Source organism: Taibaiella soli, assembly GCF_003236175.1.
Lineage (GTDB): Bacteria > Bacteroidota > Bacteroidia > Chitinophagales > Chitinophagaceae > QKTW01.
In genome coordinates this window covers 76,905-98,512 of sequence record NZ_QKTW01000027.1, presented here as the reverse complement: position 1 = coordinate 98,512, position 21,608 = coordinate 76,905, and the positions used below count along the sequence as shown (strand labels likewise).

11 protein-coding genes are annotated in these 21,608 nt (G+C 43.8%); 3 read left to right on the top strand and 8 right to left on the bottom strand.

What is annotated here, in order from left to right:
- Positions 1-284 precede the first annotated feature (284 nt).
- Positions 285-2,594, top strand: coding sequence for a PKD domain-containing protein (locus DN068_RS20215; protein ID WP_111000762.1), 2,310 nt, complete (start codon positions 285-287; stop codon positions 2,592-2,594).
- A gap of 87 nt (positions 2,595-2,681) precedes the next feature.
- Here the strand turns inward: DN068_RS20215 and DN068_RS20210 are convergent, their stop codons facing one another.
- Together DN068_RS20210 and DN068_RS20205 are read right to left on the bottom strand one after the other, a co-directional pair.
- Positions 2,682-3,590: an OmpA family protein gene (locus tag DN068_RS20210; RefSeq protein ID WP_123985428.1), complete on the bottom strand. Its 909-nt coding sequence runs from the start codon at positions 3,588-3,590 to the stop codon at positions 2,682-2,684.
- Positions 3,591-3,600: 10 nt separating this feature from the next.
- Positions 3,601-5,439, bottom strand: coding sequence for a hypothetical protein (locus tag DN068_RS20205; RefSeq protein ID WP_123985427.1), 1,839 nt, complete (start codon positions 5,437-5,439; stop codon positions 3,601-3,603).
- Positions 5,440-5,746: 307 nt separating this feature from the next.
- On the opposite strand from DN068_RS20205, the gene DN068_RS20200 reads away from it, so the two are divergent.
- Positions 5,747-6,520, top strand: coding sequence for a L,D-transpeptidase family protein (locus tag DN068_RS20200; RefSeq protein WP_123985426.1), 774 nt, complete (start codon positions 5,747-5,749; stop codon positions 6,518-6,520).
- A gap of 119 nt (positions 6,521-6,639) precedes the next feature.
- On the opposite strand, the gene DN068_RS20195 is transcribed toward DN068_RS20200, so the two are convergent.
- On the bottom strand, positions 6,640-8,919 hold the full coding sequence (locus DN068_RS20195; protein WP_111000758.1) for a T9SS type A sorting domain-containing protein: 2,280 nt from the start codon (positions 8,917-8,919) through the stop codon (positions 6,640-6,642).
- A 286-nt stretch (positions 8,920-9,205) separates the two neighbouring features.
- Here DN068_RS20195 and DN068_RS20190 point away from each other — a divergent pair, with 286 nt between their 5' ends.
- Positions 9,206-10,138 carry a DUF4249 domain-containing protein gene (locus tag DN068_RS20190; RefSeq protein WP_111000757.1) on the top strand — a complete coding sequence of 311 codons (933 nt, stop codon included), beginning with the start codon at positions 9,206-9,208 and terminating at the stop codon, positions 10,136-10,138.
- 565 nt (positions 10,139-10,703) lie between these two features.
- Here the strand turns inward: DN068_RS20190 and DN068_RS20185 are convergent.
- The 5 genes from DN068_RS20185 to DN068_RS20165 all read right to left on the bottom strand — a co-directional run bounded on the left by DN068_RS20185 (position 10,704) and on the right by DN068_RS20165 (position 21,463).
- Complete coding sequence (locus tag DN068_RS20185; protein WP_111000756.1) at positions 10,704-11,306, bottom strand: T9SS type A sorting domain-containing protein; 603 nt, start codon at positions 11,304-11,306, stop codon at positions 10,704-10,706.
- 191 nt (positions 11,307-11,497) lie between these two features.
- Positions 11,498-16,813 carry a S8 family peptidase gene (locus tag DN068_RS20180; protein WP_111000755.1) on the bottom strand — a complete coding sequence of 1,772 codons (5,316 nt, stop codon included), beginning with the start codon at positions 16,811-16,813 and terminating at the stop codon, positions 11,498-11,500.
- 327 nt (positions 16,814-17,140) lie between these two features.
- Positions 17,141-17,743: a tRNA-(ms[2]io[6]A)-hydroxylase gene (gene miaE / locus DN068_RS20175; RefSeq protein ID WP_111000754.1), complete on the bottom strand. Its 603-nt coding sequence runs from the start codon at positions 17,741-17,743 to the stop codon at positions 17,141-17,143.
- A gap of 13 nt (positions 17,744-17,756) precedes the next feature.
- Positions 17,757-18,065 (bottom strand): YciI family protein, encoded by a 309-nt coding sequence (locus DN068_RS20170; protein ID WP_207799067.1) that lies wholly within the window; start codon positions 18,063-18,065, stop codon positions 17,757-17,759.
- Positions 18,066-18,106: 41 nt separating this feature from the next.
- Entirely contained in the window at positions 18,107-21,463 is a 3,357-nt protein-coding gene (locus DN068_RS20165; RefSeq protein ID WP_111000753.1) for a glycosyltransferase, read from the bottom strand.
- Positions 21,464-21,608 lie beyond the last annotated feature (145 nt).

Genomic DNA, 21,608 nt, shown 5'->3' with positions numbered 1-21,608 from the left:
TGTTCATTTATTGATTTGTCATTGAAAATTATCGTTCTGGGGGGAGTTTTATAGAAATGCTGCAGATGAACGTACTGCGTCGCAACGAAGATTGACCGGAGCTACCAGGCCCGGATCAAAATTTTATAAGATTCAGGTTTTAAATACTTTACAATCCGAACAACGACCATTATCAAGAATTAGCTGAAACCTTTTAGAATTATTTTTAAAAATATCCTAACATTTTCCAATAGCTCCGCGTCAATATAATTGAATCAAATTTCAAATCTTTAAACTAACGACCTATGAGAAAACTCTTATTGTTTTTAGCAGTACTTCTATCGGCTTACGCAAGTAATGCCACGTGTACGGCGTCGTTTACACATGCAGCAGCGCCTACCGCCACATCGCTGTACAATGTAAACTTCACCAACACGTCCACGTTTACAGGTGCGCCCGGCACAGCTTACCCTACCTATGGTTATAGTTTTGGCGACGGCAGCACACAATCTTATGTATGGGGCGTTGTAGGACACAACTACGCAGCGGCCGGCACTTACACTGTAAAACTCTACATGAGACTTACAGATAGCCTTACCAACACGGTCATCTGCACCGATACCGCTACACAAACCATTACAGTAACGGCACCTCCGTGCGCAAGCACTATTTCTCTTGTTTACCCTTCGGGCAATACTGGTGCTGTAACACTGACAGCAAACACACCTGCAGGCACTTCCGGCATGACCTATTATTGGAATTTCGGCGATGGTAATGTTGCCACAGGTAATCCTGTCACACACACTTATGCTTCATTTGGATACTACACAGTGAGACTGGTAGCTACAAATGGCAGTTGCGCTGATACTGTTTATCAGTCTGTAAATCCGATTACCTGTAATGGTGTGCATGCTACGTTCAATCCATTGGTGAGTGGCAACACTGTTGTGTTCCAAAACACATCGAGTGCTCCTTCCAGCGCACAGTTTGCCATATCCTGGAACTTCGGCGACGGAACCTCTTCAAACGCATGGTCTCCTACACACACCTATACTACAGCAGGCACTCACTATGTAACGTTAATCGAAACTTTTACAGATACTCTTACTAATCTTGTTTGTACTGACAGCATGTTCCAGAGTGTTACAACATATAGTACCGGTACAGGCTGCCCTAACAATCACGCTACATTCTACACAAGTCAATCGGGTAACACAGTTACTTTCCACAACACTTCTACATCAGGTAATCCAGGCCAGGCTGTAAACTATGTGTGGAATTTCGGCGACGGTTCAGCTATGAGCTCCGCTGCAAACCCTGTGCATACTTATCCTGCAGGCGGTACTTATACAGCACGTTTAAGTGTATACTGGGTTGATTCAACAGTAACAGGTCAAAGCTGTTTTGATTCCGTTTCTCACATTGTAACTATTCAGTCCGGCAATCCATGCGCTGGTCACTATGCATCGTTTGCTTCCGGTCCGGTGAGCGGCGGCTATCAGTTCTATAACTACTCTCCGAATTTCCCTAATCAGGTACAACATGCCAACTGGTATTTTGGTGACGGAACTTCAGCAATGAATGTGCTGAATCCAACACATACCTACGCTGCAGCGGGTTCTTATTATGCCACACTGGAAGTTAGATGGACTGACAGCAACAACAATGTGATTTGCGTTGATTCACTGACACATCAGATTCAGGTAAGCAATATCATCGATGGTTATGTAAAAGTGGATTCTACTAACAACCCATCGATCGACAGCTTTAAAGTATGGTTGATCCAATATGATTCATTAAGCAATACACTCTCAGCTGTTGACTCTATGTATACTTCCGGTTCTTTATGGAGCTATTATTCATTCAGCAACAAACCTGCAGGTGTGTATTATACTAAAGCCAAAATGCTGGATCAGACAGTTGGTAGCTCAGGTTATGTACCAACGTACCACGAACAGTCTTTGTACTGGAGTACTGCAACTGCAATTTACCACAATGGTCTGGGCACTGTAGATAAACACATCCGTATGCAACACGGTGTAGTAACAAGCGGTCCGGGCTTTATTTCAGGTAATATCAGCGCGGGTGCCAATAAAGGAACAGGTACCGGCATTGCAGGAATCATTGTTTATCTGCGTGATTACAATAATCAACTGGTAGCATCTGCTTATACAGACGTAAACGGAGATTTCTCTTTCAACAATATTCCGCTGGGCACATACTCACTTTACCCTGAATCAATGAACTATATAACCACACCTATTGCAAATATCACCATCACCAGCGCGCAGCCGTCTGCCAGCGGTTATCGCTTCGGACAAACTGCCAACGAAATTAAACCGAAAGCAACCGGCGTTGAAAACGTAACGAAAGCAACCTACCTGCTTTATCCAAATCCGGCCAACAATAAAGTGATTGTTCGCTGGGGCGATGTAAATGGTACCGCAAACATTGTTATCACTGATATTGCAGGCCACAAAGTGTATCAGTCAGAAAATGTAAAAATGTCTGGCAACACTGAGATCAATGTTTCTTCACTGCAATCAGGACTTTACTTTATCAAAGTTGAGTCTGGCAATACGCAGGAAGTGACAAAACTGGCTATCCAACATTAATCTTTTTGATTTTTTGTTATGAACGTAAAGAGGCTGCCCGAAGGCAGCCTCTTTTGTATGCTTAAGTTTTTGCGATCTGTCACAACATTATATCTGTGGCAGCACATTCCAGAAAACAACTACTATTCTCCGTCGTTCATCCACACTTTTATAATCTTTGATTTTGGAATTGGGCAATGCTTCACCATATCCTTCCTGATAAAAAGAGGCGTTCGCGTTGCGGGCATTCTTACTATGACGTGCTTTTTCACGATACAGTCGTTGAATCACCGGGCTCAATTCGTCAGCGCGTAGTTTAGACAAGGCAAGATTCAATTGCTGACGATCGGGCGACTTAAGTTGAAACTGGGCAACCAAATCTGTATACAGCGGAGTACCCTCCTGAATATTTTGCTCGTCGGCATATCCCCTTACCACGATGTAAACATCTTTCTTTTCCTTAGGATTTTTATTGCACGCTGCTACAACACCATCCAACAACGGACTGAATGCTTTATTTGTTTCTGCTTTGTGCTGTTCCGGCACTTTGTACTGACCGGAGCCAAAGAATACACTCAAGCCGTATGTCTCTGGTTTGGCAAGTTCCAACGTTTCCTCGATCATGCCGTAATTAGCACTACGGTGGCCCGAACCTTTATTGTGTTCCTGCAAAAGGTCTACACGCGATTTCATTTTTTTCTTGTAATCCTTTCTGAAAGCCGACGGATGATTCATCGAGGTTTCCAGATCCGCTACGATGGCTTCCATCTGAGCATTTTCTTTCCGTTTCTTATCGAGTTTTGGCTGCAATGCACGTAACAGGGCACTGTCTACATTTCCGTTTTTCAGTTGCGCCTGCAATTTTTTATCCAGGTCATTTAACTGGCGATTCTCTTTATCGACGTTTCGCTGGGTGGCATTGACAACTTTGGTCACTTTCGCCTTTCTACTGCCTGCGCAGGAAAGTAATAACATAGGGCACAAAAGAAAAGCACCCGCGTAAAAAATACGTTTCATTTAGTTTTTATTATTGTGGCGTTTTGCTGATATAATATTGTCCGGATCTACGCTGATTGGGTGCAACATATGCGCTGGCTGACAGCTCCGGTACTTCTTTATGCGAACGGACTTCGTTGCGCTCTTGTTTGGAAGATGACTTGGCAACCATCTGCTGAGCTGGTAAAACCTGAACCTTCTTTCCAACGCTCAATGAAGTATGCTTAATTGTATCCGTGATCTTTTTAGTCACATTAGGCTTCTGACTAGTTTGCGGCGTCTTGCTTACCGGTGTCTCCAAAACAGCACCTTGAATATTTGCCACAACGGCATTTTGCTCCGTTACGGCAATATGGTCCCCAAAAAATTTATCCTTTAGAAAATAACCGCCTACTACTACCAAAACAGCACATGCTGCAACTTTATATAGGTTAAGATTAAGGCGGATGTTTTTCTTATGTTTTCTTTTCTGCTTTGATTTTGTTCGTTGCGCTACATCCGGCTGAGGCGCAGCAATTGGAATTTCAATTAGTTTCTGCTTCTTCCTGGATTGCAATTCTTCCTGCCAGCCAAGTAGAAGCGGCTCTTCAAATGAAGAATCAGTAATGGTGAAGATTTTCTTATCAGGTTCCGTTTTGTTTGAATCTACGGTTACCGACGAGATCTCGGGTATTTGATGGTCCGTTGCATTCCTTGCATCGGCCTGATTTAGTTCGGTTATGCTAAGCGGCAACGGTTCATCGAGTGAAGGATCTGTAAGGACAATTATTGTTTTATCTGATTCCCGTTTTGTTGAAATTATCGGTATCGATGATGTTTCAGCTGTTGGATGATCGACTGGATTGCTTGTATCGGCTGGCTTGAATTCAGTTGCGCTAAATGATAACGGTTCCTCAAGCGAAGGATCTGTAAGAACAATTAATTTTTTATCGGCGGGAGCACAAACTGGTGTTGATTCAATTATTGCTGCAGCCAATTCCATTTCTCTAGGAGGCGACGCAATTTTTTGATTCGACGAAGATGGTTGTTTGGTTGTATGCCGGGTCGCCGCAACAGACAACCAATCTGTTTTTATTTCATTATCGCAATAATTCACGAGCATTTCCAGTAATCCGTCTATTTCAACTGATGTTCCTTTTAAGCTCAGATAAATCGCCGAATGTTTTACATCGGCCAAATCCACACGATTAAAAAGTAGTTCGTCACGTGTACTAAGCAAGTAACGATCCCAGAGGTGTGGTTTTTCGGAAAATGCTTTAATTGAAATATAGGTACACAATGTTGATGCATAACCATCGTAACGGAATCCGCTTTTATTTCCTGAATGGTTTGCCTCACGGAATTTATAATCGCCAATCAAAAGCTGTGCATCAGAAGTAACGATGATGGATTCCGGACCAAAATAATATTGATCTAATGTTTGTTGTAATTCCATCTGCATCCGGGCATACGCATCAGCAATTATAAGCAGTCGTTCCGGTCTGCCGAGGCATCTCGAAATATAGTCTTTCAGCGAATCGTGATTGATCCAGTCGGTGATTAAAATATCAAGCTGTTGTTGTTCCAGCAACAAAGCTTTTTCGCGAAACTTATATGGAATAAAGAAACGGGAAGGACTCCGCCCAAGTATATCTGCCGCAGCAGCATATTGTGCCGTACGTGCCGGATCTGTTTTCTCCCAGACCTTAATTGCTTTTCTTTTTTTATCTTGTATATATCCTATGGTAATACTCCCGTCGTCATTACCACTGTCGACTACTAATGGATTTCCGTCCTGGTCGCGGGGGAAATACCCATTCATGTCCTGATTAAAAGACTTCAATCCATCATTTCTGATGGCATCGCATAACCTTAAATGAAATAGCGTCATTGAATGTTATTCAGTAAAAGAATCAATTTATTTTTTCGGGGCCCGGGCCTTAGTTTATAGCTGAGCAAAAACCCTGCCGTTTTTTCCACGCAAAGCGCAATACAGAAGGCAGCTCGCTCGCCGCTCAAGAAAAAACCGGCAACAGGGGCATGTTTGCATGCGACGTGAAAAAATTTATGCTTTGTGCCTGAATCTTTGGACTTTATGCTTTTTTACTTTGTTTTAAGAAATAGTTTTTCAGCTAAAAGTTATATTTGCAATAACCCGCTGATTGTATGCGGGGTTCATTTATCATTGCCATTTTTTCATGATGTATATAAAGCAGATCCGGAACGTAGTATTAAGTCTGTTCGCCGTTTGTTGTTTTTTGAGCGCTAAAGCGCAGGATGACGCGTCGACGTTCCGAAATTTCCAATTCTCTTTTACCCGTGTATCTCAGGCATGGGCAAAATGTAATGACAGCCTCCGCAAAATGTTTGAGGAAAAAGGGCTGGCTTATCCGCCTAAAGATATTTTCATCCGTGCTTTTAAAGGCCAGAATGAAATGGAACTCTGGGCCCGCGATGTTGATACCGCACAATACAAAATGGTGAAACTGTATCGTGTATGTGCTTTGTCCGGCATCCTCGGACCAAAACGCTATGAAGGTGACCGTCAGGTACCGGAAGGGCTTTATTTCATCGACGACTTTAATCCGAAAAGTGATTTTTATCTCTCACTGCTGCTGAACTATCCGAATTATTCAGACATGATACTGGGCGATAAACAACGTCCGGGCGGTGATGTTTATATTCATGGTGGCTGTGTAACGATCGGATGTTTGCCGATGACAGATCCTGTGATCCAGGAGATTTACATTCTTTGTATGAACGCTAAACTGAACGGCGAAAACTATATTCCGGTACATATCTATCCGGTGCGTTTTGATCGCAGGGGTCTTAACTTCCTGGGTCGTCAGTATGCAGCAGATACTACGAAACAACGATTCTGGGTAAATCTGAAAGGTGATTATGATTATTTTGAACGGACACACAAACTATTGCCGGTAATGTATACACCGGATGGGAAATACGCGTTTTAAGCTGCGAATCATCGCTTATTTAATAGATATAAAGAGAACGCCGGACGATGTGTCCGGCGTTTTTCTTTGCATTTTATTCAACTCAATACTTACTACTTAAAACGTACCACTCGCCGCATCTATTGCTTAACGAGCTTGAATGTTTGCTGTGCTTCATTTGCCGCACTTAATTTCAGTACATACATTCCCGAAGAAAGTGGCGCCAAATTTATTTCGTTTTCACCCGCATTTAATGTCTGTTCCATTACGAGGCTGCCCGTCAGATTGTATATGCGCGCAATCGTCTGGTCTGTCAATCCATCAATGTGGACTGTGTTCTGAACTGGATTTGGATAAATACTCAGTTTTGCGGCAATACTATTTACGTTATTGACGGAGGTCGGCGAAGTCTGTTTGATTGTATCGGCCAGACAAGTTTGTGCGCTGCCGCAGCTGGTGTAAATTTTGAGGCAAATCTGATAAATGCCCGGGCTTGTATAAGTATGTACGGGGTTCATTGCTGTGCTGCTTTGTCCATCGCCGAAATCCCAGCGCACACTGTCTGGTGTCATATTAAAAGATGCGGTACAGTGCGCCGCCAGGCCAGTATCGGTAACGGTTGGCATTGCAATTGGCGCAGGTAATGAATCTGCTTCAAAACATCCGATGTCTACTGTTGTATTGCTGATGCGGGCGTTACCAGCGAGGTCTGTTGTGATACCTGCAGGCACCAATGCATTGCTGCCTGAATCTATTGCCGGTGATCCGCAACGCAGCCGGAAATCATACTGTGCATAATTTCGGAATTTCGGATCTGCATTTTTATTACCCCCGCCATTTATGCCGTAGTCAAATTGCCCGCCGATAGTTCCGTTCGGCCACTGATTATTCACCATTCTGACGATACTGTTGTTCACATGCGTGGTAGCGACGGCACTCTGACCGTACTGAACTGTCTTTACAGATAGTGCGAAAAGACCAACCATCCACCAGGGTGTATCGTACCAGAGAATGGAATTGCTGATATATGCTTCTGAAGAGCAAGGGCCATATGGCATGCCTGGACTGTTGCTGGCCCCATTAAGCACAAGCCCGTCTGTAATCGTCTGTGCCCGGGTAGAATCAACATAGGCTGTCACGCCGTTTACATACAGATGCCCATGGGCGCCGTCCCCCACCGAATAACCAATAATACCCGACTGCAGCGAATTATAGAAAAGACAGTTGGTAATATGTGTTGTGTCATTGGTACCGTTTCCGGGACGAAGATCTAATGCACCATAACCGCTGTTATCGTGGAAAATGCAACCTTCATAAACATTATACGTACCTGCGGCCTCATCATCCGATGAAAAGATGACACCATTCGGGTAAGAAGAATTATTGTAGATCTGCGAGTGTAAAACGCGCAGGCTGGCATGTGTTGTTTTATCACTTATATTGAATACAGCAGGTGCTATCGTACCGGAATTTTGCGTGAATACACAACTGTCAATGGTAGTTGTGGTATAAATAGCCCCAACCGATGATGTGTTCATGTATCCCGAGTTAACACAGATCGCAGCGCCACCTCTTGCTTTGTTGGCCTGAAACAGACAGTGTTTAATAACTGGATTTGCGCGTGTACCCTCATATGAAATCATACAAATACCGGCGCCAGCCCCTTGCAGTGTATCTGTAGCGTAATTGCTGAAGAATGTACAGCTGTCGATAACGGGTCGCTGAATGGCATTAGTGGAAAGAGAATAGAGCAGAATGCTGCCGCCGCCCCAACTACCCGCAGACGAATTCTCGGTAAAATAACAGTTCTTCAGCCGCATCGCGACTTCTCCAAAAGCGATTGCCGTAATACCACCACCGCCTTTCAGTGCAAAATTATTTCTGATGATGCAGTTGGATATCTGCGGATTTACAAAGCTGACGCTGGTCAGCCGGATACCGCCGCCGGTATAGTGCCAGTTACCGTTAGAATCCGCTTGTCCGTCGCGGATGGTAAACCCATCGAGGACGGTGGTGGAATCGTTGAAATCAAATGTGACCACATGAAAGCTGTTGTCGGTCGAATCATTTGGTACACCGATATCGCCGGAAAGGATGGTTACGTTGGTGTTCCAGTTTCGCTGGCTGCGTTGTGTTTCGGTACCGGCAAAACCGCCGTAGACCTGTAATTTGTTACTAATGGCAAAGGAAGTGTCCCTCGAGAAATGGTGCGGCTTATAGGTTCCTGCAGCTACCCAGATTTCGTTTCCGGCACCTAATCGCCGGAGGATCGGTTGCAAGGAATCAGCACTTTTAGCATTGGCCCAGGAAGATCCATCTTTTGTGCCGCCACCTAAGGGCGTAACACGAACAATGGTTTGGGCTGATGACAGGACAGCGTTGAGCAACAAGGCGCTGAGAAAGAGTAATAGGTTTTTCATATGCGTATAGACGGAACTTTTCAATATGACGGTTGGATTCGATTACACAGTTTTAAGTACTGGTTGTAAAATTGAAATGCTGCTGCCGGGATGATAGCCCCGATGGAAACGGTTACCCCACAGCGAGGAACGAGCGAGGAGTAATAGTGTACAGCGGGACGAAAGCTGATGACGCACGACTGTCCTGCTGCTGAAATAACTACCAATAACGCTAACTATACATTAGCGTAAATCTTACGACTTATAACATGCAACTTCCTTAGATTTGTAATAGGAAAAATGACTCATGATGAACCGGATTCGAAATAGACGCAGCCGTTATGCCAGCTTTGGATTAGCAGCTGTTTTTATTTTGATATTGAGTCTGGTTTCCTGCGAGAAAGAAGTACATATAAACCTTAGCAACGGCGAATCGCAATTAGTGGTGCAAGGCGTCATAGAGACTGGTTTGCCACCATATGTGATTCTTAGCAAATCGATCGGCTACTCGCCTACCGTCGACCTTTCTACCCTTGCGAATACTTATGTGCACGGCGCCGTCATTTCCGTTTCGGATGGGTCAAGAACGGTAAAACTCCGGGAATATCAGATCGATTCTGTGGTGCAAAACGTAAGCTATAGTTTTTATATCTATAGTGTAGATTCGAGCGACCCAACCTCGTTTTCGTTTGTAGGTCAGCTGGAACATTATTACACGCTCAATATTGCGTTTGAAGGAAAAACGTACACATCCACTACAAAGATTCCGAACCCTAAGCCGCTAGACTCACTCTGGGCGGAAAAAACGGATACAGTAAACACGCCGAATATACGTGTGGTTTGGTTTAAATATACAGACCCTGACACGCTCGGCAATAGTTTCCGTTACTTTACGAGTACGAATGGCGGACCGTTTTATCCGTGGATCAATTCGGTATTTAATGATGATATCATCAATGGATCTACGGTGTCTTACCGCATGAACCTGGGTTATGATCATTCCAAAAATCCGGATTTTGATTCTGTCGGAAAAGCGCGTGTGGGAGATACGGTTGTAATAAAATGGTGTGCGATTGATAAAGGCGTTTATAATTTCTACAATACGCTGGAATATTCTACCGGAACGGTTGGTAGTCCGTTTGTTTCTCCGGTCAATGTGAAAACTAATATCCTCGGCGGAGCGCTCGGTATCTGGGCGGGCTACGGCACTACGTACAAATCGATTGTAATTCCGCTGTAAGTTTCTAGTCTTGAGTTGTGCGTTTTAAGTTACAGCGGGTTTTATATTCCGTGGGATGACCCTGTGTGTGTTGCCGATGTCAGCCGTTTTAAGGAGACGTCCTGTATAATGTGGGTACACAATATGCCGGATGACAAACGTGAGTGTAATACATGGGTTTCCGCAAAAAACGGCAGGCTGAGCGGAGTCGAAGGACCATCACACAATGCTTCGACTCCGCTCAGCATGACAACGGGAGTAAATCATACGGACGAGTTGCTCAACTCGTAAGGAAGACTTTGCCAACTCGTCCTTACGAGTTGGGCAAATCCTAAGGACGATTTTTGGCAGTGTCTAGAACCAGCCACAGGAGCGGATCCTGAAAGTCTGTTTTTTGAGCTGAGACAGCGGTCAAAAACGCTTCAGGAATACTCACATTTCCCAGGTATAAAATAGATACACCCGAAAATAAAACAGGCGATAATTCATTATCGCCTGTTTATTAGTTATGCATTTTGTTTACTAAAAACCTGGTTTTGGATTCGCATATCAAACACAGGTCAACAAAGATTCAATCTCAATTAATTTAGTGCACGACAACAATCTTCTGCAATTGCGATTGATCGCCGGAAGTAAGTCTCAGTACATACATACCTGCAGGAAACGGTGCTACATCCAACAACATCTGATTGCCGTTTTTCACGATATGCACGAGCGAAATAGCTCTGCCTGCACAATCGTAAATGCTGATTGATGGATTGATCATATCTGTTTGAATCGTTACCATGCCGGAAGCAGGATTTGGCGCTACGCTAAATGGAGTTGGATTATTTACTGCCGGTACATTAGTAGAACCGGTAACGATAAATGTTCCAGTCATACCTGAACTTACGTGAAATGTACATTCATAATTATAGGTCCCAGCGACGGCCGGTACGTATGCAAAAGTGGTATGCGATCCATCAATTGGATTTCCCCAGGAAGCTGCGCCGCTAGGTATGTTGGTACTTGTGGTATTGTGCGTTCCGCTAGACCACATCCAGAGCACGGTATCGCCCAGATTCATTGTAAACTGATTCGGATTGAAAGTGAAATCCGCAACCATGACCATGTGCGTGGTGGCTGTGGCTCTTTCCGCTGCAAACAGTGAAAAGACTGAAACAGATAAAAGCGTAAAAAACTTTTTCATAATAATCCGTGTTTTTTATGTGAAGAATAAAAAGACTACTTGTTATGTATGTGGTGTTTTTTGAAGCCCTATGCTAAAGATCTCTACCGGATATTTTCGCTACGTTTAAGACATATATCTAAATTCTTATACTAAGTTATCGATTTTAGATGTAACAACTTTTAATTTGAATAAAAATCAGGCATTATTTTTTAATGAACCAATACGCGCTGGTTGTATTTGTTGTCGCCAATAGCGATATGGAAAATATAAATTCCGGTGCCGAAGCCAGTCATGTTAAGTTTAGAGACATTGTTCCAATCGGTAGCCGGCACATGGAACTCGCGTGCTTTTCTGCCTAAAAGATCAAACACATTTACATCCATTGCAGTACAGGGGTTAGCGCTCCAAACTACAGTAATAGTACCATCCACAATCGGGTTCGGGAACAGGCTGATCAGCTGATTGGCTTCCGTCCAAACTATTTTGCGGAAATAGGTATAATAATCGTCGCCGCTCTGCATATAATAATGTACACGGTAATAAACCGTTCCGCCTAATGCAACGTTTGGCGTGTCTACATAGTTATAGGTCTGCGAAGTACTGTGTTGGCTGCCGACCGTATAAATATCCGTATAGCTGCTTCCATCTGTAGAGCGTTGTAATACGTAGTGGTCTACAGAGGCGTCAATCGATGCGCTCCAGGTTGCCAAAGCTGTTGTAGTACTCGCTTTACGGGCGTCAAATACAATATTGGAGATACCTAAAGGAGATTGCAGTCCCGGCATTCCGTCATTGAACCAGAATTCGGAGAATGAAGGCACTTTTAATTCTGCATAATAACCTTTGTCATAAGGTACCCACTTGATCTGCGCATACGGTGTAAAACTGTAGGTACCGTTTACGTTATCTGTCAGTGAACCATTTTCGAGATTTTTCGAATCGCTGTGATAACGGGTAACGCCGAGTGAATAAGCATCTTGTGGAATATTGCATTCGCTGCAACCAGTGCCGCCAACCATGCGTACGACATCTGAATCGCTGACGTAGAATCTTGCAGTTACACTGTCAGTTGGTTGGGTCGCCACGTTCACCACGAAATTTTCTGGCAAATAGTATTGCGCACTGCTGGTGTCATAAAACTGATCGTGCATATAGGCAGACACGTCCGTTTGTCCGAGCGACTGAACGGCATTGATCTGTGCTAATAACTGGCCGTTTTTGATAAAGTTGGTCCATTGTCCGGCACTGGCCGTTTGCGTTACCGTTCCGGAATTGTCGCCCTGATAAACAGGATAGGCCAGATCGAAAATATGAATGTCATCAATTGCGAGACCTTCACGCTGTGAGCCCTGATCAGAATTCAGTACAAAACGGAAACGCACCGTCTGCAATGATGTTGGCAACGGGATAGATGCTACATGCCAGCGCGTCATATCTTGTTCGTTCCAGACCTGGTTAGAATCATACCAGTTTGTGCCTTGTCCATAAGCGCCAAGTCTGGTCCAGTTTGTGTCGTTGATTGCATATTCTACGTAAGCCACATCACAGATTGCGGAACCACAGTTTTCGAGATCATAAGCCATGCTGAAGCTCAGCATCGGATTGGTTAGATTCGTAAGATCAAAACAAGGTGAATAAAGATAAGAGCGCTCCAACGCGTTGTAAGAACCAGTCAGATTTGTCTTCCAGGCATTGGTACCGCTTGCGGCTTTTTTGATTTTTACAGATGCAGGCGTTCCGAATGCCCAGGAATTGTTTGTTCCTGCCGCATACCAATAACCAGTGCCATTTTCAAAGTTCTCCAGATAAGGGAATGACGAAAGCAATGGCTGATTGCGGATTTGCGTACCCATGATACTGTCATTCGCCGGATAAGTATCTCCATTTGCCACGAGCCATACATTTAAAGTATGACTGCCGAATGCAGAAAGATCGAGCGTATGCGTGAAATTGTAAATGATGGTATCCTTTGCTGCAATAGAAGCAATTGTTTCCTGAACCGGAGTGGCTCCATCTAGCTGATAATAAATATGGACATTAGATTGTGCCTGGAAGTAGTTATTATAAACCTGTACAGATAAAGGTTCCTGAGCGGTTAAACTGCAGCCGTTAGCTTTTGGCTGTATGATACTCAGGAGCGCCACATCATTTTTTACGGTATAGAGTTTAATGTTGTCGAGTGTTACGCCGTTACCATAGTTATAAGTTGAAATAACAGCGGTATCATTTTGCCCGAAACGGATCTGCATACTGGAAGTAAAGTTTTCGTGCGCCGCTGCAAGTACCGATGTCAACGACAATGAACCAGAGTTAACAACCTGGCTATTGGCCTGAATTGTATCATAGTTATAAACATTGTACCAGGCACCCTGATCATTACTGCGTATCCAAACCTGATTGCCATCCTGATATTTCGGGCGACCCGACAAGCGATAATCAAACTCCAGGCGTACTTCATCTTTGGATGTGTCATAAGCCCCCATATTGAAAGTACCAGTGAGATAGTTATTCGCAGGTGTGAACAGTACCTGACTCAAATCCATACTCGCAGATTTATTGCCTGTAATGCTTACATCTGGTGCTACCGCAAAGCGCAATCTGGAAGTATCATTCAGATGATTGAAATCCCAATGTTCATCATCAAGTACACCGAGTGAATCATTTGTCACGGTTTCGGTTCCTGCGGTTTCGAAATCCTGCAGATAACCGTTTCCGGTAAGATGCATGGTATCATTATTCAACTGACGAATAGTGAACGCAGCAGTATCATTACCATGTACCGGATCAGTCATTGCCAGATTAGTAACAGCCACAGTGATTGTATAGTTACCCGGCGCTGAGAAATCAGCGTTTGTAAAACTTAGTGTTGTGTAATTATTAGCCGGCAATGGATTGGTCATATTGATCGATTGCCAGGCATTGTTGTTGATTTTCCAGGAAAGCTTGTAGTTGGCTGCCGTTACATCGTCGAGATTACGCAGCTGCACTGTGATTGGCTCGTTGGCACCTAATTGCGAACTGGTAAATTTGCGACCACTGCCCGGACTGGTGATTTTATAAACGCTCAGATCTCCATCAGAAATATTGCCGGCGCAAGTTCCTGTGTTCGGCTGTACTCTGATTGCTTTACTACGCCAGCCGGCCCCACCGTTGATCAATGGCCGAACAGCTACATAATAAAAGCTATCGAGCGAGAGTCCGGAGAACACATAATTGGTAGCAGTAACGGTATCAACCGCCTGAAGATAAAATCCATTTTTGCGAAGAATCTCATAACTAGTTGCATTCGGAACCGAATTCCAACCAATAGAAATATACCCAGGGCACTGCACACTATTGAGTGTTACGACAGGCTGCGGTGCAATTACGAAATTACCAGCCACGTCTTGCTGGCCGGGCCGTGTTAAACGGAATTTGCATTGCTCTGAACTAATGTTTGGCGTAAACCATGAGAAATACCGGGCATTCGGATCAATAGTACTGCTGAGGGTCGTCCAGGTACCACCGTTATCTGAAGAGAATTCCAATTGAAAAGGATCGGCGCCGTTAGAAGCTTCCCAGTAAATACGCAGCGAATCACCCGTATAATAGTTATCGCCGGCAACCGGATACATCATTTTTAATCCGGTCTGAATGAAATCATAAGCCAGCACATATTCTTGCGTGCCACCCGGAACGGAAAATCCTTTTACATTAACAGTGTACGTACCGGCTGCAGGGTTATTGATTGTCACCTGTTCCACGTTGTTGAGGTGATCTGCACCTTCTACAGCAAGGTTATTCACGTTGGCAGGTGTCGGGTCAAGAATCAGCGGTAAATGTGTTACAGAAGAAGGATCGGTAACCTGCAGATCCAGATCGTTGATAAGCTGTGTAGCCGCAATTGGACTAGCTGCGCTATCTGGCCAGTAGAGCATCACTTTAAGTTGCGCCGTATTTGCAGGAACGGTAATAGTGCTTGTATTTTGGCTACCCTGATTGACTGTACTGATTGCGTAGCGGTTGTTTTCCAACATAGACAAAGAATGCGCCACATTCATAATACCAAACCCGGCCATATAATCGGGTCCCGGATTATCGATATCAGTTGCGCCATTCATCAACAGACATTTCAGCAAGGAAGCTTTTGGATTGCCGGTATGCAATTGTTTATAACGTTCCGTCAGTAAAGCGGCAGAACCTGTCACATTAGGACAAGCCATACTGGTACCGCCTGCAGAAAGGTAGGCATCGCCACCTTTTGTAGAATATACAGAAACACCTACAGCCGAAATTTCAGGTTTCAGACGTCCGTCTTTTATCGGTCCCCTCGAAAAGCTGGTATATGTATTAAGGTATTTCCAGATGCCGGCCACATCCAAAACATTTTTCGCCGGCTGGTAACCGCCAGTGACAGTCGCAAACCCTGGAGCATACGGTGCACAAGTCATGTAGCCATCGTTGCCGCCTGCAAATACATGCAGTACTTCCGGATTATCTAAAGCCAACTGATCGGTAAACTGGGCCAACGCATCATAAGTACCTGCATAAGCACAATTGCCTATGATAGCCGCATACGAGTTATTAGTCAGCGTCATGTTGTACTGCTGATGCATGCCTGGTGTTTCTGTCAGCACCACATCGTACAAGTGATCGAGCAAACGCACATGCGGTGCAAAACCTTCCCCTTTCGGATCTACGGTGCCTGCGCCACCTACAGTACCATTGGTATGTTGTCCGTGATCAGTATAGGCAGAAGGATTGAAATTGGTAATACGGTCTTTTAAATCGATGTGATAAACACCAGATACATTATCGCCCACACCTACTGTCACACCTTCACCTGTAAGTCCACGACCACCGTATTGTACGGCACGTGTCAGTGCATTTGCTTTTGTCGCATTGCGCGATTCAAAATTGAGCGGAACAATATTTACTTCATGGCTGATATATTCTACTCCATACCAACCGGCAAGTTCTGCCAGCTTATTTGCCGGAACCGAAACTTTGCAGCTGTTCATTTTCCAGAGTGAATAGTCAACAACGGAGCCATTGCAATGTACTATCCATTTTTCCGCATCTTCTTTTGAAATACTTTTTAGAAAGGTGGCAGTGACGTTTATTTTTTTACCTGGAGTAATTTTTACAGAAGGATCAATTTTCCAGTTACCATCCATCGGTATAATCGCACGAAGTGATTGCGCAGCAGCATTGTTTACGTTCGGTTGAATGAGCGCAATAAATGCATTGCCGGAGATATACTGCATTAACTGAATGCCGTTTCGCAGGCAAAGATTTCTTTCTTCCGCCGTAGGCAAATGATTGAATTGAACCAGTACTTGCGATGCTTCCTGAGGTTTAGTCTGCTTAAAACTATCGATCCATACACTTGCATTTGGCACTGGATTAGATATCGTTTTTTTCTTTAAAACGATATTATAATTAGTTTCCTGAGCATTTACATCAGTCAACAGAAGCCGAAAGACAGGGAAAAGGAAAAAGAACAGTATTATATAAGCTCTTTTATTATGTAAAAACATATCCATAATAGACAGTTATAAGACTTAAAACAATGATCGCGTTTAAAAAACAAGGTACGATTTTTTAATTATTTTAAGGTCAGCCCATTGTCGATTGGATATAGCCTATGAAACATTAAAAATTAGTTTACAAACGAAACATTCCGGGAGTATTAATCTTCGTTGTGCAACACAACAATCGGCTCCCGGAAAACTTTGGATATATGGTCTATGGAAAGAGTTCTATGTTTTAAGTGGTAAGTGCTATGTTTGAGGTTTTTACCCTTCGGCTCCGCTCGGGGTGACAAGCGCCAGAAAAAACCTTCGTCTTTGAGTTTTTTGACTTTTGATTTTTTAATGCATTCTGTCTCCCCTCGGCACTAATTCCTGCAGCACTTTTTCTTCGATCTGCAACCATTGCTGCCAGGCAGCGCGCACTTTCACCGCGTCATAATATTGCGAAGCGAGATCAATAAACAAACGGTAATGACCTGCTTCGGAGATCATGAATTTATAATAGAATTTGCGCAGTGCCTCTTCTTCCAGATTTTCGGAAAGCAAACGAAAACGTTCGCAGCTTCGTGCTTCAATCAACGCACAAATCATCAGTTTATGCAAGAGTTTATCCTCGCCGGGAATTCCTTTCGGTTCGTTTTGCAACAGCAGATTCACATAATCATCTTTACGCTGTTTGCCCAAAGTAAAACCACGTTTTTTCATTTCCGCCCAAACCATTCTGAAATGCCCCCACTCTTCAGTGACAATCGGCGCCAGTGCATTTACCAGTTCAATTTTTTCCGGATAGCGCTGAATTAGCGAAATACATTGCGTCGCCGCTTTCTGTTCACAAAACGCATGGTCGGTCAATACTTCTTCTAACGAGATAGAGGCCAGATCTACCCAGCGTGGATCGGTAGGCATTTTCAGACCGAGAATAGAATTTTCTGCAGTACTCATTTATGTTTATTCCTTATCCTAAATTATCAAGCAATGTCCGGAAGTCGTTGGATGCTTTAGAAGCCGTAAATTCAATAATATCGTAATCGGCTACTTTATTCACATAAAACGGATCTTCTGTAAGTAATTGGGCAACCTCCAGCTTATCGGCACCATGACAGAGAATAATACCGCCCGTTCTTGGCAACTGCCGGCCCGCGCTGATAAATCTTCCTGTATGAAAATGCTTTTCCAGAAATTTTCCATGTGATTCCAGCAAGGCATCTATCTCTTCGGTTGGTCTTACATACGTAATCTTGACGATGAAAATTGATTTGCTCATAGTTGTTGGTTTTGGAGCCTGTCCAATACCTGAACAAGCCCTTAGTCAGTCAATGCCACATTTCCTGTGCGTTTCAATACACCCCAGCTTTGCAGTTCACCTTTTATCGCACGACGAACAGCTTTAAACAATACATAAAGCATCAGCCAGCGATACGCGATACGTTGTGGAATCAGCCATAATAATTTATGGATCTTTTCCCGTTCAAACATAAAAGCGACGACCGCTACTGCAATGTCTACCAACATAAAGATCGCGTAATATTCCAGTATCTGAAGACCATTTCCTGTTAAAATACCGATGATCATAAATACTTCTGCCAGCGGTGCCAGCATCGGAATCAAAATCTGGAAAATCAGGATATTAGGCAATGCCACCCAACCCAGACTTTTATAGGCTGAGTTAAATAACGCATCGCGGTTTTTCCAAAATGCCTGCATCACGCCGAATGTCCAGCGGAAACGTTGTTTCAGGAACATTTTACGCGTTTCCGGAACCTCAGTTAATGCCAGTGCTTTGTTGTCGTTTTTAATAATATAACCGCTGCGCAAAATCCGGATCGTAAGATCACAGTCTTCGGCAAAGGTGTCGCTGGTAAACCCGCCTGCATCTTCAATTGCTTCCTTGCGGAATGCACCGATTGCACCCGGCACCACGGTAATCGCATTAATATAAGCAAATGCCTTACGGTCGAAATTCTGACTGGTGATATACTCGATACTTTGCCAACGCGTGAGCATGTTTACTTCGTTACCCACTTTTACGTTGCCCGCTACCGCACCTACGTCCTCATTTGCAAAATGCTTCATGAGTTCTTTCAATGCGTCGGCAGGTAAATGCGTATCAGCATCAATACAGATCACATATTCCGCCTCGGCCTGTAAAATTCCAAAATTGAGTGCCGATGCTTTACCTCCGTTTACTTTGGTAAATACTTTTACACGGTTATCATTTTCAAAAGCTGCGTGTACACGTGCATAGGTATCATCTTTGCTTCCGTCGTCCACAAAAATGATATTGAAGTTCGGATAGTCGCTTTTCAGCAGATTTTGCACTGAGCGAACCGCATTGACTTCTTCATTATATGCAGGAACGATGATACTCACCAGCGGACTATCTGCGAGATACGGCAGGTTTTCTTTCTTTTCTCTTCTGTGTTCTAATGAAGCCAGCACTGCCATAAAAAGAGTACGCAACATCGCCAGCACAATACAAACCAGGAATGTGGCAAAAATGATACGGCCGCCCCAGTAACCTATGGCCGCGATATAGTAATTGAATTGTACAAAATAGTAACCACTGCTTCTCGGAACTGGCGGCATCAATTCATCTTTCTTTTTTCCTACCAGATCAGCAATCGTTGTGAACTGATAGCCCTGGCTTTTGAAATATTTAATGAGGCGCGGCAATGCTTTTACAGTCGCACTGCGGTCGCCGCCTGCGTCGTGCAACAAAATAATATTGCCTTCATCCTGCTGTTGCAACACACGGCTATAAATAGAATCGGCTGAAACATCGGGTTCCCAATCATTCGGATCAATGGATTCACCAATGGTCAGATAATTATATTGCTTGGCCAGTGCCACCGGCAGAAGTTCCTCCATGGTTTCGGGCTCCGAGTCTGCATTGTACGGTGCCCGGAACATTACCGTCGAATGCCCGGTAATACATTCTATCAGCAGCCTGGTTGCGTTCAATTCCAATACAGCCCGCCTGTGACTGATCTCAGCCATGTTGGGATGGGTAAACGAGTGACTGCCGATTTCATAACCTTCCCGGTAAATACGTTTTACCAACGGAATATTATTTTCCGCATTGATACCCACCAGAAAAAATACAGCAGGCACCTTTTCCTTTTTCAGAATGTCCAACACTTGAGGCGTGTAAAGAGGATCAGGTCCGTCATCAAAAGACAATACAATTTTCTTTTTTGCATTACCGTATTTCTTTACAACAAACATAGACGGCAGACTCTCGTAATGCTCCTCACTGATCAGTTGTTCTGAAGAATCAATTTCCATGCTGATACTACCATCTTTCGGAGTGCTCAAAACATCCAGAACCTCACCTTCGCCAATATAGTCCACGTCATTGCTGGCCTTCACGCGGTTCATCAGGTTAAAGTCGAAAGTCGTTAGCGATTTTTTACTTAAATCTTTATTGTAAAACCACCACAAACGTGAATCTTCCGCACCTAAACGCCAGATCGAAACGCCTGCCAGTCCGTATTCAACGGCAAAGCGCATCGTATTGAAATTGGTTGCGGCATCGGTAAAATGAACATCATGGTCTATGCCATTATCATCTTTATAAGTGTATTTCAGATTGTAGGTATCATTATCAAAATCAACCTTCGCTCCGGAATGTTCTGCGACTGAAAGCGCTTCCTCATAAGTTAAATCTCTACCCTGCGAATTTCTCGGCCAGTCATAACCATAACAAGCCATACAAAGAATCAGCTTGTCTTGCGGCACGTGTTTGGTTGCTTCATCAACTGCAGCCTCCACCCATTTCTGCGAACTAATCGGTCCTGCCTTGGTGCCATTGTTATGCTGATCATAACCCATCAAAAAGATATAATCATTGTATTTGACCAGCTCTTTATAATTATAATCGTCATTGAATGGTGAAACGTCTTGCGTAACCAGTAAGTTTTCCGCATGCAAACGCGTGTATACATCGCGCATAAATGCGATAACTGCTTCGTCGGTTTCCTCTTTTAACTCTTCGAAATCGATATTGATTCCGGAAAATTTGTAGCGTTTCAACGTGCGCACCAGATCGTTGATCAGCCGCTCTTTTTTAGCAGGCGTAGTCATAATGCGGTGAATAGACTCGCCGTTGAAATTATCATGATAGAAATTGGAAAGCACCGGCACCACTCTTACACCCGACATTTTTACCAGGAACAATGCGCGCTGATCCATATTGGTCTTTAATGTATCAGCCACCGGATCGATAAAGAACCATTCCGGCAGGATCATATTGAGCTTGGAAATGTTATTGCGCAGCGAAAAATAAGATTGTGCATCCCACGCCACATAAAACGCCGCACGTATCGGCGCACCAATAGCATGCATACTATCCGCCTTTGAAACGTATTTTATGTTTTTACCACGTGTCCACTTTGCATTGATGTATTTGCGGAAACCACGATATTCTTTGTTGATCTTATTTTCTTTGATCAGCGCATATTTATCCGGCTGAAGAATGGCTTTGTATTGCTCTCCCTGCTCCTTCAACTGCGGCAGTGAAGGATTGTACACTTTCACCAGCGCCACCGCAAGAATGGCACATAACAAAATGACAATAAAACCTACGATACGAAATGTCCACTTAAATCTTTGCCAACGCGTGGGAGATTGTGTTTGAAAAACCTGGTGCTTGCCGGATTGCATGGCACAAAATTAGATTAAAACTTATAAGCGCAAAGCACAAAGCATAAGGCTTAAAACTAAAGGCCAAAAGCCTTTTCCACAAAGGCCGGAAATAAAACGGCGCGAATCAAAAATTCGCGCCATTTTAACTTTTTAATATATTAAT